The 15,861-nt window shown below is 55.8% G+C and carries 16 protein-coding genes; 5 read left to right on the top strand and 11 right to left on the bottom strand.

What is annotated here, in order from left to right:
• Positions 1–41 precede the first annotated feature (41 nt).
• The 4 genes from AAGR08_RS00670 to ppiA form a co-directional block, all read right to left on the bottom strand.
• Positions 42–617 (bottom strand): aminodeoxychorismate synthase component II, encoded by a 576-nt coding sequence (locus tag AAGR08_RS00670; RefSeq protein WP_097095805.1) that lies wholly within the window; start codon positions 615–617, stop codon positions 42–44.
• A 41-nt stretch (positions 618–658) separates the two neighbouring features.
• Positions 659–1,252, bottom strand: a complete 594-nt coding sequence (locus tag AAGR08_RS00665; RefSeq protein WP_345827940.1) for a putative adenosine monophosphate-protein transferase Fic — start codon at positions 1,250–1,252, stop codon at positions 659–661.
• Complete coding sequence (locus AAGR08_RS00660) at positions 1,242–1,412, bottom strand: YhfG family protein (protein WP_097095803.1); 171 nt, start codon at positions 1,410–1,412, stop codon at positions 1,242–1,244. Before AAGR08_RS00660 ends, AAGR08_RS00665 begins: the two co-directional genes overlap by 11 nt.
• 98 nt (positions 1,413–1,510) lie before the next feature.
• Positions 1,511–2,083 (bottom strand): peptidylprolyl isomerase A, encoded by a 573-nt coding sequence (gene ppiA, locus AAGR08_RS00655; protein WP_097095802.1) that lies wholly within the window; start codon positions 2,081–2,083, stop codon positions 1,511–1,513.
• A 262-nt stretch (positions 2,084–2,345) separates the two neighbouring features.
• Between ppiA and tsgA the strand changes: the two genes are divergently transcribed.
• On the top strand, positions 2,346–3,524 hold the full coding sequence (tsgA, locus tag AAGR08_RS00650) for an MFS transporter TsgA (protein WP_345827938.1): 1,179 nt from the start codon (positions 2,346–2,348) through the stop codon (positions 3,522–3,524).
• A 33-nt stretch (positions 3,525–3,557) separates the two neighbouring features.
• Here tsgA and AAGR08_RS00645 read toward each other — a convergent pair whose 3' ends face one another.
• Positions 3,558–4,841 (bottom strand): cytosine deaminase, encoded by a 1,284-nt coding sequence (locus tag AAGR08_RS00645; protein ID WP_345827936.1) that lies wholly within the window; start codon positions 4,839–4,841, stop codon positions 3,558–3,560.
• A 287-nt stretch (positions 4,842–5,128) separates the two neighbouring features.
• On the opposite strand from AAGR08_RS00645, the gene nirB reads away from it, so the two are divergent.
• From nirB to cysG, 4 genes are read left to right on the top strand one after another with little or no spacing between them, the layout of a single operon-like run.
• Complete coding sequence (nirB, locus tag AAGR08_RS00640) at positions 5,129–7,669, top strand: nitrite reductase large subunit NirB (RefSeq protein ID WP_345827935.1); 2,541 nt, start codon at positions 5,129–5,131, stop codon at positions 7,667–7,669.
• Positions 7,666–7,992 (top strand): nitrite reductase small subunit NirD, encoded by a 327-nt coding sequence (gene nirD, locus AAGR08_RS00635; RefSeq protein WP_345827934.1) that lies wholly within the window; start codon positions 7,666–7,668, stop codon positions 7,990–7,992. The genes nirB and nirD overlap by 4 nt, the downstream gene beginning before the upstream one ends.
• 30 nt (positions 7,993–8,022) lie before the next feature.
• Positions 8,023–8,826 (top strand): nitrite transporter NirC, encoded by an 804-nt coding sequence (gene nirC / locus AAGR08_RS00630; RefSeq protein WP_345827933.1) that lies wholly within the window; start codon positions 8,023–8,025, stop codon positions 8,824–8,826.
• A gap of 43 nt (positions 8,827–8,869) precedes the next feature.
• A complete protein-coding gene (gene cysG / locus AAGR08_RS00625; RefSeq protein ID WP_097095797.1) occupies positions 8,870–10,234 on the top strand; it encodes a siroheme synthase CysG in 1,365 nt (454 codons plus the stop codon).
• Positions 10,235–10,307: 73 nt separating this feature from the next.
• Here cysG and trpS read toward each other — a convergent pair whose 3' ends face one another.
• The 6 genes from trpS to aroB form a co-directional block, all read right to left on the bottom strand.
• Positions 10,308–11,312: a tryptophan--tRNA ligase gene (trpS, locus tag AAGR08_RS00620; RefSeq protein ID WP_097095796.1), complete on the bottom strand. Its 1,005-nt coding sequence runs from the start codon at positions 11,310–11,312 to the stop codon at positions 10,308–10,310.
• 15 nt (positions 11,313–11,327) lie between these two features.
• Entirely contained in the window at positions 11,328–12,005 is a 678-nt protein-coding gene (locus tag AAGR08_RS00615) for a phosphoglycolate phosphatase (RefSeq protein ID WP_097095795.1), read from the bottom strand.
• Positions 11,989–12,672: a ribulose-phosphate 3-epimerase gene (gene rpe / locus AAGR08_RS00610; protein WP_097095794.1), complete on the bottom strand. Its 684-nt coding sequence runs from the start codon at positions 12,670–12,672 to the stop codon at positions 11,989–11,991. Before rpe ends, AAGR08_RS00615 begins: the two co-directional genes overlap by 17 nt.
• Positions 12,673–12,737: 65 nt before the next feature.
• Positions 12,738–13,550 carry an adenine-specific DNA-methyltransferase gene (gene dam / locus AAGR08_RS00605; RefSeq protein ID WP_097095793.1) on the bottom strand — a complete coding sequence of 271 codons (813 nt, stop codon included), beginning with the start codon at positions 13,548–13,550 and terminating at the stop codon, positions 12,738–12,740.
• Between the two features lie 96 nt (positions 13,551–13,646).
• Positions 13,647–14,684 carry an SPOR domain-containing protein gene (locus AAGR08_RS00600; RefSeq protein ID WP_345827931.1) on the bottom strand — a complete coding sequence of 346 codons (1,038 nt, stop codon included), beginning with the start codon at positions 14,682–14,684 and terminating at the stop codon, positions 13,647–13,649.
• A gap of 64 nt (positions 14,685–14,748) precedes the next feature.
• Positions 14,749–15,837, bottom strand: coding sequence for a 3-dehydroquinate synthase (aroB, locus tag AAGR08_RS00595; RefSeq protein ID WP_345827930.1), 1,089 nt, complete (start codon positions 15,835–15,837; stop codon positions 14,749–14,751).
• Between the last annotated feature and the right edge of the window lie 24 nt (positions 15,838–15,861).

Genomic DNA, 15,861 nt, shown 5'->3' with positions numbered 1-15,861 from the left:
CACAAAATATGCATAAAAAATCACACCATGGCAAATATAAGTTACGCGCTGAGGAAATTAGCCAGCAGCTGGTGACCTTGTTCACTGAGGATGCTTTCCGGGTGAAACTGCACGCCTTCCAGCGGCAAGGTGCGATGGCGGAAGCCCATGATCTCATCCGGTTCGCCGTCGCGCAGGCTCCACGCGGTAATTTCAAAGTCTGCAGGCAGCGTATCGCGCGCCACAATCAGCGAATGATAGCGCGTCACGGTCAGCGGATTATTCAGGTTGCGGAACACGCCTTGATTGCTGTGCTGAATGCGCGAGGTTTTACCGTGCATCACCTGCCGCGCGCGTACCACCTGCGCGCCATATGCCTGAGCGATCGCCTGATGCCCAAGGCAAACCCCCAGAATCGGCACACGTCCGGCGAAGTGACGAATAGCGGCAAGCGAGATGCCAGATTGGTCCGGCGTACACGGACCCGGCGAAATCACCAGATGCGTCAGCGGCAACGCTTCAATCTCTTGCAGCGTAATGGCATCGTTGCGCACCACGCGCACATCAGCGCCCAATTCGCAGAAGTATTGGTAGAGATTCCAGGTGAAGGAGTCGTAGTTATCGATTAGCAGTAGCATAGCGCCCTCAGGCCAGTAAAAGCGGCGCTATTCTACCCATTTTAGCTAATCGGGCTCACCACTTTCGCAAACTGCGCGGTAAGCGGAGCCAGATCGCCGGCGACGCCCGCCGAGATCGCCGCGCGCCATTCATCGCGCTTGAGCGTGTCCCACGCCAGCTGGTACCCGGCGTGCAACGCCAGCTGTTCGAAGAAGATACGCTGCGCGCGTCCATTGCCAGCGCGGAACGGATGCAGGACGAAAATCTCACAGTAGTAGTGCGCAATCCGTGCCGCAAAGGTTTCCACTGCCAGGTCGGCCAAACCGCGCTCCTCTTCCAACGCCTGCATCAGCGCATTGCCCTCTTTCTCGATATATTCGCAGTGGCAATAGGGCGTTTCATCACGCCAGATATCGATAGTGCGCAGCTCTCCCGCCCAGCTATAAAGATCCTGAAATAGCGTGCGATGAATATGGCACAACCGCGGCAAGCCGATGCTGCGCGGCCCCAGTTCTAACGTCGCCAGGCGCGCGCTGCTGAAGGCCAGTTCGGCTTTACGCAGCTGCGCTTCATCGTGAATGTCGAGGCGATTCTTGAGCACGTTGTCGTTTTGCCACAGATAGGGATCGCGCACCGCCAGGCTGTTATCCGCCATATTGCCTCCTCAGCGACGCAAGTCGTTCTTCGGCATGTTCCGCATCGATCAAGGGTTCAGTAGATGTGTATCCGGCCAGACGACAACTGGCTTGATAGCTCGCAGCGCGCTGCTGCTGCCACAAGGTGGCTTTTTGTTTCTCGGTGAGTTTGCTGGTCATAGCGCCTCCGGCTGGCAATGAGCCCTAAGTATAAGCAGCAATTTTTTGCTTTGCCGGAGGGGCAATAACGCGCCCAACAAAAATGGCGCGTTTCGCGATTAAGGCAGGACTTTGGCGGAAAGGATAACAATCGGTTTTGATGGCACATTTTGGTACGGACCCACATCTTTGGTCGGTACCTGAGCAATCTTATCAATCACATCCTGGCCTTTCACAACTTTACCAAACACTGCATAACCGAAATCACGCTGACCGTGATCGAGGAAGGCGTTATCTGCCACGTTGAGGAAGAACTGGCTGGTGGCGCTATCTTTATCTGCGGTGCGCGCCATCGAAATGGTGCCACGCAGATTACGCAAGCCGTTGTCGGCCTCGTTTTTGATCGGCGCAACAGTTTGCTTTTGCTGCATATCCGCCGTAAATCCGCCGCCCTGAATCATAAAGCCAGGAATAACGCGGTGGAAAATGGTGTTGTTGTAGAAACCGTTGTTGACGTAATCAACGAAGTTTTTCACCGAAACCGGGGCTTTCTGGTTGTTCAGTTCGAGTTCGATATTGCCCGCAGAGGTGGTGAGCAGCACATGTGTATCCCCTTTTGCTGCCAGCGCGGCAGAAGATACGGAAGAGAGCGCTAACAGGGCAACTGCCGCTGTCAAAGTACGTTTAAGCATGAAAGATTCCTTACCATGGAGAGCTAGCTCAAAAACGAGATTGATTGTAAAGAGCAAGTAATCCAAGAGCCAGCGTTTTACCGATATTTACGTGGATGTTGCGATTGTCATACTTTTGCCGCCACGCAATCATTTGCGTGATTAAAATCACACTATTAGTGAAATATCCCCAGCTTGTTTCACTCGTTGTTTATTAAGATCACAGTTGCACTTACAATTCATGACACTTTTTGCCAATCTCGGCGCTTCACAGGTTCAGAACATGACAAACCGTAATCGGCTCGGCCTTACCTGGATTAGCTATTTCTCCTATGCGCTTACTGGCGCACTGGTGATTGTTACCGGTATGGTGCTGGACAATATCGCACAGTATTTCCAGCGTCCTATCTCAGAAATGAGTAACACCTTTACCTTCCTTAATGCGGGCATTTTGGTGTCAGTGTTCCTGAATGCCTGGCTGATGGTCATTGTGCCGCTGAAGCGCCAGCTGATCTTTGGCTTTGTATTGATGATTCTTGCCGTCGCCGGCCTGATGACCAGCCACGATCTCACCGTGTTCTCGCTGTGCATGTTCGTGCTCGGCGTGGTCAGCGGCATCACTATGTCGATCGGGACCTTCCTGATCACTCATCTTTATGATGGTCGTCAACGCGGCGCACGTCTGCTGTTTACCGATTCGTTCTTCAGCATGGCGGGCACCATTTTCCCGATCATCGCGGGTATCCTGCTGGCGCGCGCGCTGCCATGGTATTGGGTTTATGCCTGCATCGGCGTGATTTATCTCGCGATTTTTGTACTGACGCTGTGCATTGAGTTCCCAGTATTGAAGAGCGAAGCCGCTAAGCCCGGCGTGGAGAAAGAGAAGTGGGGCGTCGGCGTGCTGTTCCTGTCGATTGCAGCACTGTGCTACATCCTCGGCCAGCTCGGCTTCATCTCGTGGGTGCCAGAATACGCCACCAAATCGATGGGCATGGACATTGCCGCTGCCGGTCAACTGGTGGGTAATTTCTGGACCGCCTATATGGTTGGCATGTGGGTCTTCAGCTTCGTGCTGCGCTTCTTCGATCTGCAGCGCATCCTGATGGTGCTCGCGGCACTGGCAACCGGTTTGATGTACTGGTTCGTCACGTCCAACGATGCCAGCATGCTGCACTGGATCATCATGACGCTGGGCTTCAGCTCAAGCGCGATTTACACCACCATCATCACGCTGGGCTCGCTGCAAACTAAGGTCTCTTCACCGAAGCTGGTGAACTTCATCCTGACCTGCGGCACCGTCGGCACCATGCTGACATTTGTGGTAACCGGTCCCATCGTGGCAAAAGGTGGCGCGCATGCGGCACTCTCAACCGCCAACAGTTTGTACGCCGTGGTATTTGTGATGTGTGTTCTGCTGGGCTTTGTGACTAAACATCGCCAGCACGGCCATGTTACCCACTAAGTTCGACGGGCGGAGTTCGCTCCGCCCTGCTCTTCAGCGCTTAAACGTCACCGCCTCTTTCTCTGCTAAATAGATCTCACTGCTGGCTGGCTGCGTCGCTGCCACCACCATCCCTTTGCGCAGCGAATAACGCACCGGCACCTGTCGCCGGACCGCATCAAATCCACTCTCTGCCGGCAGAATAATCAAACTGGCATCGTTGCCCGGTTGAATACCGTAATTTGCCAGCTGCAGGGTTTTGGCGCTGTTTGCGGTAATCAGCTGCAATCCGTTATCGATCTGCTCGTAACCCATCAGCTGACAGACGTGCAGTCCCATATGCAGCACCTGTAGCATGCTGGCGGTACCAAGCGGATACCAGGGATCGAACACGTCATCGTGCCCAAAACAGACGTTGATATGGGCCTCCAGCAGCTCTTTCACCCGCGTGATGCCGCGACGCTTGGGATAGCTATCAAAGCGCCCTTGCAGATGGATATTCACCAGCGGATTGGCAACGAAATTGATATTGGAAAGCTTAAGCAGGCGAAACAGCCGCGATGTGTAGGCATTGTTGTAAGAGTGCATCGCCGTGGTGTGGCTGGCGGTGACGCGTTCGCCGTTGCCATCGCGATGCGCCAGCGCCGCCACGGTTTCGACAAAACGCGACTGCTCATCGTCGATCTCATCGCAGTGCACATCCACCAGCCGATCGTAGCGATTGGCCAAAGCAAAAGCTTTATGCAGCGACTCAACGCCGTATTCGCGGGTGAATTCGAAGTGCGGAATGGCACCCACCACATCTGCCCCCATGCGTAGCGCCTCTTCTAATAGCGCTTCACCATTGGGATAAGAGAGAATGCCTTCCTGCGGAAATGCCACAATCTGGATATCGATCCACGGTGCCATCTCTGCTTTCACTTCCAGCATCGCTTTTAACGCGGTTAGCGTGGGATCGGAAACATCAACGTGGGTGCGCACGTGCTGAATACCGTTGGCGATTTGCCACTTCAGCGTTTGCTGCGCGCGCTGTTTCACATCTTCATGGCTGAGCAGTGCTTTACGCTCAGCCCAGCGTTCAATGCCCTCAAACAGCGTGCCGGATTGATTCCAGGCTGGTTCGCCAGCGGTTTGCGTGGTATCGAGGTGAATGTGCGGTTCGATAAACGGCGCGCTGGCTAGCCCGCCTTCCGCATCCAGCGCATCAGCCTGCTCAACCGTGTGTGGCGGCTGCGGTCGAAGGTGCGCAATCTTGCCGTTGTCGATTTCGATCTGCCACAAGCCTTGCTGCCCTGCTACGCGCAGGTTGTTGATCCACTTCAGTGATGGATTTGCCATGCCGTTCTCCGCTAAAACACAAAATCTAAAGCTAGCATGAAAACCAATGTCACCGCGGGCACATTCCGTAGCGGCGCCATTTATTGCGCGATGAATCGCGCCGCGAGGGAATGTGCGGCGAAGAAAATGATTGGGTAATTATCAACCAAATAAGCCACTTAACTAATTCGTTCAAAATCAGTTACATACCTCTAAATGGGTATATAAAGGCGCGCTTGATGCATATCAATAAGCGCCAAAAGCGCCGCGCTAAGGTAGGCGCAGATACCGCAATTTTTGAGGCAAGCATGAGCAAGCACAGTGTCGTTATCATTGGCAACGGCATGGTCGGCCACCGCTTTATAGAAGAACTTATCGACAAAGATGAATCGAATCAGTTTGCGATAACCGTTTTCTGTGAAGAGCCCCGGGTCGCCTATGATCGCGTCCACCTTTCCGCCTATTTCTCCCATCACACCGCTGAAGAACTCTCGCTGGTGCGCGAAGGTTACTATCAGAAGCATCAGGTAAATGTATTACTCGGCGAACGCGCCATCACCATTAACCGCGACGAAAAACTGATTCACTCGAATACCGGTCGCGCAGTGCATTACGACACGCTGATTTTCGCCACCGGTTCCTATCCATGGATTCCGCCCATCAAAGGCGCGGAAGGCAGCGACTGTTTCGTCTATCGCACCATTGAAGATCTTAACGCCATTGAAGCCTGTTCACGCCGCAGCAAACGCGGCGCGGTGATTGGTGGCGGATTACTGGGGCTCGAAGCGGCGGGCGCGCTGAAAAATCTAGGCATTGAAACCCACGTGATTGAGTTTGCACCGGTGCTGATGGCGGAACAGCTCGATCCCCAGGGCGGCGAGCAGCTGCGACGCAAAATCGAGCAGATGGGCGTAGGCGTCCACACCGGCAAAAACACGCAGCAGATTGTTCACCATGCTACAGGTGGCAAAACGCTGGAGTTTGCCGATGGCAGCGCGCTGGATGTCGATTTCATCGTCTTCTCCACCGGTATTCGCCCGCAGGATAAGCTGGCCAAACAGTGCGACTTAACGCTGGGCGAGCGCGGCGGCATCGCCATTGACGATCGCTGTCAGACCAGCGATCCGGCGATTTATGCGATCGGTGAATGTGCCGCGTGGCAGAACCGTATTTACGGCTTAGTCGCACCGGGCTACAAGATGGCGCAGGTTGCCAGCGATGCCGTGGTTGGCCGCGACAACCTGTTTGCCGGTGCAGACATGAGCGCCAAGCTGAAACTGCTGGGCGTGGATGTCGGTGGCATTGGTGACGCGCATGGCCGCACGCCGGGTGCGCGCAGCTACCTGTGGCTCGACGAGCAGAAAAACATCTATAAGCGCCTGATTGTCAGCGAGGATAACCGCACATTACTGGGCGCGGTATTGGTGGGAGATACCAGCGATTACGGCAATCTGTTGCAGCTGGCGCTGAATAACATCCCGCTACCGGAAAATCCGGAAGGGCTGATCCTACCGGCAGGCAGCGGCGATAAACCGGTAATGGGCGTTGATTCGCTGCCGGATAGCGCGCAAATCTGCTCCTGCTTTGACGTGAGTAAAGGCGATATCGTCAAAGCCGTGCAGGGTGGTTGCCATACCGTAGCGGCGCTGAAAGCCGAAACGCGCGCGGGTACCGGCTGCGGCGGCTGTATTCCACTGATTACGCAGGTGCTGAACGGTGAATTGAGCCGTCAGGGCATCGACGTTAACAATCATCTGTGTGAGCACTTCCCCTACTCGCGTCAGGAGCTGTATCACCTGATTCGCGTGGAAGAGATCACATCGTTTGACGCGCTGCTGGCCAAATATGGTCAGGGCTACGGCTGCGAAGTGTGTAAGCCCACCGTGGGTTCGCTGCTGGCCTCCTGCTGGAACGAGTACGTGCTGAAGCCGCAGCTGGCACCGCTGCAGGACAGCAACGATCTGTTCCTCGGCAATATCCAGAAAGATGGGACTTACTCGGTGATCCCGCGCTCGGCCGGCGGTGAAATTACCCCGGAAGGGTTGATGGCGATTGGCACCGTGGCGCGTCAGTACAATCTCTACACCAAAATCACCGGCTCGCAGCGTATTGGCCTGTTTGGCGCACAGCGTGACGATCTGCCAGCTATCTGGACGCAGCTGATCGCGGCCGGTTTTGAAACCGGACAGGCGTATGCCAAAGCGCTGCGCATGGCGAAAACCTGTGTGGGCAGCGTCTGGTGCCGCTTTGGCGTTGGCGACAGCCTTGGCTTCGGTATTGAGCTGGAAAACCGCTACAAAGGCATTCGTACCCCGCACAAGATGAAATTTGGCGTCTCCGGCTGCACGCGCGAGTGCGCGGAAGCACAGGGTAAAGATGTCGGCATCATCGCCACCGAGAAAGGCTGGAACCTGTATGTGTGCGGTAATGGCGGCATGAAACCACGTCATGCCGATCTGCTGGCTGCCGATCTCGATCGCGACACGCTGCTGAGCTATCTCGATCGTTTCATGATGTTCTACATCCGCACCGGCGACCGCCTGCAACGCACTTCGCTGTGGCTGGAAAGCATGGATGGCGGCATCGATTACCTGCGCAGCGTCATTGTTGACGACAAGCTCGGCCTGAATGCGCAGCTGGAGAGCGAACTGGCACGTCTGCGTGGCGAAGTGATCTGCGAATGGACAGCAACGGTGCAAGATCCTCAGCAGCAGGCTCACTTCAACACCTTTATCAACAGCGACCAGCGCGATCCGCTGGTGCAGCATATTAACCAACGCGAGCAGCATCGTCCGGCACGTCCCGACGAGCGCATTGCGGTCACTCTGATTGAGGAGATTGACGCATGAGCCAGTGGCATTCCGTGTGTGAACTCAAGCAAATCCTGCCTGCGACCGGCGTGTGTGCGCTGGTCAAAGGCCAGCAGATTGCTATCTTCCGTCCACGTGACGATGAACAGCTCTACGCATTGAGCAATATCGATCCTTTCGCCCAGGCCAGCGTGTTATCACGCGGCCTGATTGCTGAGCACCAGCAAGCGCTGTGGGTGGCTAGCCCGCTGAAAAAGCAGCGCTTCCGCCTAAGTGATGGCTTCTGCCTGGAAGACGAAGCACGTTCGGTGGCGAGCTATCCGGTGCGAGTCAGCAAAGGCCGGGTTGAGATTTGTGCCTGACCGCATTCCTTTACTTAATGAGACGTCACTATGTTTACTGACACCCTGAATAAATGTGCCGCCAATGCGGCACGCATTGTGCGTACCGCGCAGCACAGCCCGCTGGCCTTCTGGATCGGCTCGGCGATGGCTGGTGCTTACGTTGGTTTGGCCATCATCCTGATTTTCACCTTGGGCAATCTGGTCGATCCGGCTTACCGTCCGCTGCTGATGGGCGCCACCTTCGGGATCGCGTTGACGCTGGTGATCATCGCCGGTTCCGAGCTGTTCACCGGTCATACCCTGTTCCTGACCATTGGCGTGAAAGCCGGCACCATCAAGCAAGGCCAGATGTGGTGTGTACTGCCGCAAACCTGGCTGGGGAATTTAATCGGCTCCGTGCTGGTCGCACTGATCTATTACTATGCGGCAGGCCCATTGCTCCCCAATGCTGGCTCGCTAATTCATAGCGCCGCGCTGGCGAAAACCACGCAGCCAGCCATGGCGCTGTTCTTCAAGGGCGCACTGTGTAACTGGCTGGTATGTCTGGCAATCTGGATGGCACTACGCACCGAAGGCACGGCGAAGTTCATCGCGATCTGGTGGTGTTTGCTGGCGTTTATCGCTTCCGGCTATGAGCACTCCGTAGCCAATATGACGGTCTTTGCACTGTCATGGTTTGGTCAGCATAATGCGGACCTCACTTTGAGCGGCATCGGCCACAATTTGCTGTGGGTAACGCTGGGCAACATGTTCTCCGGCATGGTGCTGATGGGTCTCGGTTATTGGTATGCCACCCCGCTGGCGCAGCGTCCACAGGCCGAAGCGCAAGCCACGCCGCTCAAAGCGGTATAACCATTTTCAGCCCGCCCCGTGCGGGCTTTTTTTAGGATGAGCTATGGACTACTTTCCGCTGTTTTGCCGCCTGCAGGGCAAACGCTGTTTGCTGGTAGGAGCGGGAGATGTAGCAGAACGCAAAGCGCGTTTGCTGCTGGATGCCGGTGCCGATCTGCACGTTGGCGCGCTGGATTTCTCCCCCGCGTTTCAGCAGTGGGCACAACAGGGAAAGGTGACCTTATTAACCGGCGCGTTTGATGATGGCTGGCTGGACTCGTGCTGGCTGGTGATTGCCGCCACCAATGATGATGCGGTCAATCAGCAGGTGGCTTTCGCAGCCGAGCAGCGTCGCATCTTCTGCAATCTGGTGGATGCGCCGCAGGAAGCCAGCGCGATCATGCCATCGATTGTCGATCGCTCACCGCTGATGATTGCCGTTTCGTCCGGCGGCCGCGCGCCGGTGCTGGCACGTTTGCTTCGGGAGAAGCTCGAAGCGATGCTGCCACAGCATCTCGGAGAGCTGGCGTCCCTGGCCGGTTCGTTGCGTGGCCGTGTGAAGCGCACCTTTGCCAGCATGGCGCAGCGCCGCGCGTTCTGGGAACGCTTCTTCGTGAGCGATCGTCTGGCACAAACCCTGGCGAATGGCGATCGCCCACGTGCTGATGCCATCGTCGATAACTTGTTCGATGCCCCGCTGTCGCAGCAAGGTGAAGTAGTGCTGGTCGGCGCCGGACCGGGTGATGCCGGATTGCTCACGTTGAAAGGTTTGCAGCATATTCAGCAGGCCGATGTCGTGGTGTATGACCGCTTGGTTTCAGAACCGATTCTCAATCTGATACGTCGCGATGCTGAGCGCATCTTTGTCGGCAAACAGGCCGGTCATCACTGCGTACCCCAAGCGCAAATCAACCAGGTTTTACTCGAACAGGCTCAAAGCGGCAAACGCGTAGTACGCCTTAAAGGCGGCGATCCCTTTATCTTTGGGCGCGGTGGTGAAGAGCTGCAGTTGCTGGCACAACACCATATTCCGTTTAGCGTGGTGCCGGGCATCACGGCCGCATCGGGCTGTGCTGCCTACAGCGGCATTCCGCTTACGCATCGCGACCATGCGCAGAGCGTACGATTCGTGACGGGCCATTTACAGCAGCATGGCGAGATTGAATGGCGCAAACTGGCGGCGGAGCAGCAAACGCTGGTGTTCTATATGGGGCTGGCGCAAGCGCCGGAAATCCAACAGCAGCTGTTGCAGCACGGCATGGATGCCGCTATGCCGGTGGCGATCGTACAGAACGGCACCACGCCGCAGCAACGCGTGGAAACCGCAACGCTGGCAGAGCTGGCGACGTTGGCGCAGCAGTTTGAAAGTCCAGCGCTGATTATTGTCGGTCGCGTAGTGGCGCTGCGGCCTCAATTACGCTGGTTCTGAACCACCAGGCCATCGCACAAATAAAAACGGCGGATCATGATGATCCGCCGTCGCGTTCTCGCCGGCAAACCGCTTAGGGTTGTGCGACAAAACCTACCGCTTCGTACACTTTCTTCAGCGTTTCCTGCGCATGCGCGCGGGCTTTCGCTGCGCCATCGCGCATCACCTGATTCAGCAGCGCTTCGTCGTTACGGAAACGATGATAGCGCTCCTGCAAGTCGGTCAGCATGCCTGAAACGGCATCCGCGACCGCGCCTTTCAGATGGCCATACATTTTGCCTTCAAACTCCTGTTCCAGCTCGGCAATGGTTTTGCCGGTTACGCCCGCCAGAATATCCAGCAGGTTAGAAACACCGGCCTTCTCTTTGACGTCGTAGCGCACCACTGGCGGCTCAGCAGAGTCTGTTACCGCGCGCTTGATCTTCTTCACCACCGCGGTGGTGTCTTCCAGCAGACCAATCACGTTATTACGGTTGTCGTCTGACTTAGACATTTTCTTGGTCGGTTCAAGCAGCGACATGACGCGCGCGCCTGATTTCGGAATGAACGGCTCCGGCACTTTGAACACATCGCCGTACAGCGCATTGAAACGCTGAGCGATATCGCGGCTCAGTTCCAGATGCTGCTTCTGATCTTCGCCCACCGGCACCTGATTGGTTTGATACAGCAGAATGTCAGCTGCCATCAGCACCGGATAATCAAACAGGCCCGCGGTGATGTTTTCCGAGTAGCGCGCTGATTTATCTTTGAACTGCGTCATGCGGCTCAGCTCACCGAAATAGGTGTAGCAGTTCAGTACCCAACTCAGCTGCGCATGTTCAGGCACGTGCGACTGAACGAAGATGGTGCTTTTCGCCGGATCGATGCCGCAGGCAAGGTACAACGCCAGCGTATCCAGCGTGGCTTTACGCAGCGCAACCGGATCCTGGCGGACGGTGATGGCGTGCAGATCGACGATGCAGTAAATGCAGTGGAAATCATCCTGCATCTGCACCCACTGACGCAGCGCACCCATATAGTTGCCAATGGTCAGTTCACCGGAAGGCTGGGCGCCGCTGAAAACGATGGGTTTGCTCATGTTATGTCCTGATAATCACAGCCCGATAGCGGGCAAAAGTTCGTCAAAAGAGTCGAGAGTTAAATCGGGATGGCTGGTCGCAATTGGCTCACCGTAGTTGTAGCCAAAAGTCATACCGATGTTCGGTACGCCTGCCGCCTGGGCTGCGAGAATATCATTGCGCGAATCGCCGACAAACAGCAATTGTCCGGGAAGCACGCCAAAATGGCCGAGCACAAGGAAAATGGCCGCTGGATGCGGCTTTTTCACAATCACATCATCGCCGCCAATAATCTGGGTAAAGTAGTCAGCAATGCCGAGCGACTTCAACAATGGCGCGACAAACGGCGTAGGTTTGTTGGTGACGATGGCCAGCGGCAGGCCTTTTGCCTGCAGCGCCGCCAGCGTCTCTTTCACCCGCGGGAACAGGGTGCTGCCCGCTTCCACCGTTTCGGCATAGTACTTATCGAACAGCGCACGCGCATCGCGCTGCTCTTCAGCATGCGGTTCGCGACCCAACGCCCAGGTCAGCGCGCGGGTCATCATCACATCCGCGCCGTTGCCAATCCAGGTTGATGCTAACGCCACACCCGGCGGCGGCAGTTGCAGATCGCCCAGCGCGTGATCGATCGCCTGCGCCAAACCCGGTGCGCTATCCACCAGCGTTCCGTCGAGATCGAACGCCAGCGCGCGGATATCAGTGAAATGAGCCATTAACTTTCTCCAGTTCGCCACGCATTTCATCGATCACTTTTTTGTAATCCGGGTGACCAAAGATCGCGGAACCGGCAACAAACATATCGGCACCGGCGGCAGCAATCTGGCCGATGTTGTCGATCTTCACGCCGCCATCCACTTCCAGGCGAATGTTGTAGCCGCTTTGATCGATCAGGCGACGCGCTTCGCGCAGTTTGTCGAGCGTGCCGGGAATAAAGGATTGCCCACCAAAGCCCGGATTCACCGACATCAGCAGAATGATATCCAGCTTATCCATAACATAGTCGAGGTAGTCGAGCGGCGTAGCAGGATTAAATACCAAGCCGGCTTTGCAACCGTGCTCTTTGATCAGCTGCAGCGTGCGATCAACATGCTCGCTTGCTTCCGGATGGAAAGTAATGAAGGTGGCGCCAGCTTTCGCGAATTCCGGGATCAATGCATCCACCGGCTTTACCATCAGATGCACATCAATAGGTGCAGTGATACCGTAATCGCGCAGCGCTTTCAGCACCATCGGCCCCATCGTCAGATTGGGAACGTAGTGGTTATCCATCACATCGAAATGGACGACATCGCCACCTGCCGCCAGCGCTTTGGCTGTGTCTTCACCTAAACGCGCGAAGTCAGCAGACAGAATTGAAGGGGCCAGTAAAAATTGTTTCATCCGATTCTCCCAATTTTGTGCGCCAGCCGGAGCTGGCGTAATGCCTTGGTCGCGGACGAAACAGGCTAGCGGAAAAGCGCTAGCAGTTCGTCGACCTGTGTGCGACCACTTATGCTTCGGCTGATGGAACGCCGGGCTTTAACTACGTGTAAATCCGCATTCTGGTACCACTCACGCGTGAGCACCGTATCGTGATTAGAAATCAGCACCGGTATGCGGTTTTGTTGCGCCAGCTTATTGGCCAGTTCCGCCAGATGTTGCTGCTCACGCAGGCTAAAACTGTTGGTGTGGTAAGCGGTAAAATTCGCTGTCGCCGACAGCGGCGCGTACGGTGGGTCACAATAAACCACCGAGCCCGCTGGGGCGTTAGTCAGAGTAACATCGTACGATTCACAGACAAAGGTCGCTTTTTGCGCCCGTTCGGCAAACCACAGCAGTTCAGCTTCCGGGAAATACGGCTTACGGTAGCGGCCAAAAGGCACATTAAACTCACCGCGCAGATTGTAACGGCAAAGACCGTTGTATCCGTGGCGATTAAGATAAAGAAACAGCACTGCGCGCTGATATTCATCTTTGCTGGCATTGAATGCGATGCGCTGCGCGTAGTAGGTTTCCGCCGTATTACCTTCGGCATTGAAAAGCTGGCGCGCGTCTTCAATGAACGCCGCAGTACGCGTTTTGACGATGTTATAGAGATTGATGAGATCGCCGTTGATGTCCGCCAGGTGATAGCGGTCATAATCGGTGTTGAGGAATACTGAACCAGCGCCGACAAAGGGTTCGATTAAACAATCACCTTGTGGCAAATGACGACGGATGTCATCAAGGAGCGGGTATTTCCCTCCGGCCCATTTCAGAAAAGCGCGATTTTTTTTCATGCTGTCGTGGTTATTACATCTTAATGATTGGCTGTGGTGAAACCGACAGCAGCTCTGCGCTTTAAACGGGGCCGCACCTGCGCGGCCCCACATCAATTACTGACTTTCTTTTTTCACCTGGCTAAGCGGTTTGACCCACGGATTCGCGGCACGCACTTCTGCTGGCAACGATGCCACCGCGCGTTTCGCATCGGCTGGCGTAGCGTAAGCTCCGCTCACCAGCACATACCAGGGTTCACCGTTGCGCGTGGTTTTATACACGTGATAACCGCTCAGGTTTTGTTTTCTCGCCCAGGCATTCAGGCTCTCTTCTTTCGACGCACCGCTCAGCTGCAGCGTGTAATTGCCGCCCGACGGCAGCGATTTGCTGGCGCTGCTGCTTGCAGGCGCAGCATTGCGCGCCGGCGTAGTGTGCGTCTTGCTCTCTTTTACCGGTGCGGGTTTGGTCGCGGCCGGTGCTTTGTGCGTGTTGCTGGCAGCGTGCGTCTCACGTGCGCCATTACTGGTGTTACGCGACGGCGTTTCCGAATGCATCACCGGCGGCGTCATCGCTTTACCATTACCGCTTACCGTTGCCGGTGCCGTTGGCAGCGAGCTATTGCCCTGTGCACCTTGGGCTGCGGCATCAACAGAACCTTGCTGATTATTCAGCGCCGTATTCAGATCGCCTGGGAGGGTGACACGCTGTTGATTTGCTGGAGTATCCACGGGTGCAGCCTGAGTCGGCGTTGAAGAAACCGATGGCATAGAGATGGACTGGGAATCATTGCCCGCTGGTGCAGCCGTTCCCGCCGTGTTTTGCGGTGCGCTGCCTTCAGCAGAAGGTGTGGCGTTTTGCTGACCGCTCATGGACGTCGAACCTGAGAGATCGATGTTCTTTTCGCTGCCACTGGCAGAAGGTGCTGCGCCGCTATTGGCGTTATTCGTCGCGGGTTTCTTCTCATCCGGACCGGTCAATGCCGAACCGATACCCAGCACCACCAACAGCAGAACCAGAATACCAATGCCCATCATCATATGCTGACGAGAAACCGGCACTTTAACTTTCGGCGCAGAAGACGATTTACGTGGCCGCGTTGGACGGCGGTCACTGGCGTCAGGTTTTAACTCGTCTTCCGGTTTGAACTCATCCATTTAGCCTCCTCCGTAAAACGACGCGCTTCCCACACGCCGCATCACCACTCATCACTTCTAATAATCAGGGTTTCTGGCAATCATTAATTGCTGCCAGCACCATATCATGTGCAACACCGGCACGCACTTCAGAGCGGCCAATAGCGAGAGGCAGCACCAAACGCAACTCGCCAGCCAACACTTTTTTATCGCGCATCATGTGTGGCAGATAATCTTCCGCTGCCATGCTTGCCGGACCGTGCACCGGCAAACCGGCACGCAGCAACAGCGCGATGATGCGATCGGTATCGGCAGAGGTGAACTGCCCTAAACGTTCAGCGGTGCGCGCAGCCATCACCATGCCAGCCGACACGGCTTCGCCGTGTAGCCAGTTGCCGTAGCCCATGTGTGTTTCAATCGCATGACCAAAAGTATGGCCCAGATTAAGCAGTGCGCGTACGCCGGTTTCACGCTCATCCGCCGCAACCACTTCAGCTTTTAACTCGCAGCAGCGGCGGATGCAGTACGCCATGGCTTTTTCATCCAGCGCCAGCAGAGCATCAAGATTATGCTCCAGCCATTGGAAGAATTCGCCATCAAGAATAATGCCGTATTTGATCACTTCTGCCAGACCGGACGCTAATTCGCGCGGCGGCAGCGTGGCCAGACAATGCGTATCCACCACGACAGAGGCGGGCTGATAGAACGCCCCAATCATGTTTTTGCCGAGTGGATGGTTGACCGCGGTTTTGCCACCGACGGAGGAGTCAACCTGAGACAGCAACGTGGTCGGCACCTGAATAAAGCGCACGCCACGCTGATAGCTGGCTGCGGCAAATCCGGTTAAGTCACCAATCACTCCACCACCGAGTGCAATCAGCGTGGTATCTCGTCCATGCGGCTTTTTAAGCAGCGCGGTGAATACCTCGTCCATGACCGCCAGCGTTTTGTACTGCTCACCATCAGGCAAAATGACCTGATCTACCTTTACGCCGGCATTGCTAAGGAGCGCTGACAGAGGTTCGAGATAGATCGGCGCCAGTGTCTGGTTTGTCACCAGCATGGCATTGTCGCCTGCTTTGAGCGGCCAAAAAGAAGCCGGATCGTTAAACAGTCCGGCAGCGATGGTGATGGGGTAACTGCGATCCCCGAGTGAGACAGTGATCTTCTCCATGATGACCGATACCTATTGCTGAGC

The organism is Pantoea sp. BRR-3P, from assembly GCF_039621635.1.
In the GTDB taxonomy this organism is placed as follows: Bacteria; Pseudomonadota; Gammaproteobacteria; order Enterobacterales; family Enterobacteriaceae; genus Pantoea; species Pantoea floridensis.
The sequence above is the reverse complement of the archived record's forward strand: the minus strand, read 5'-3'. Positions and strand labels throughout refer to the sequence as shown.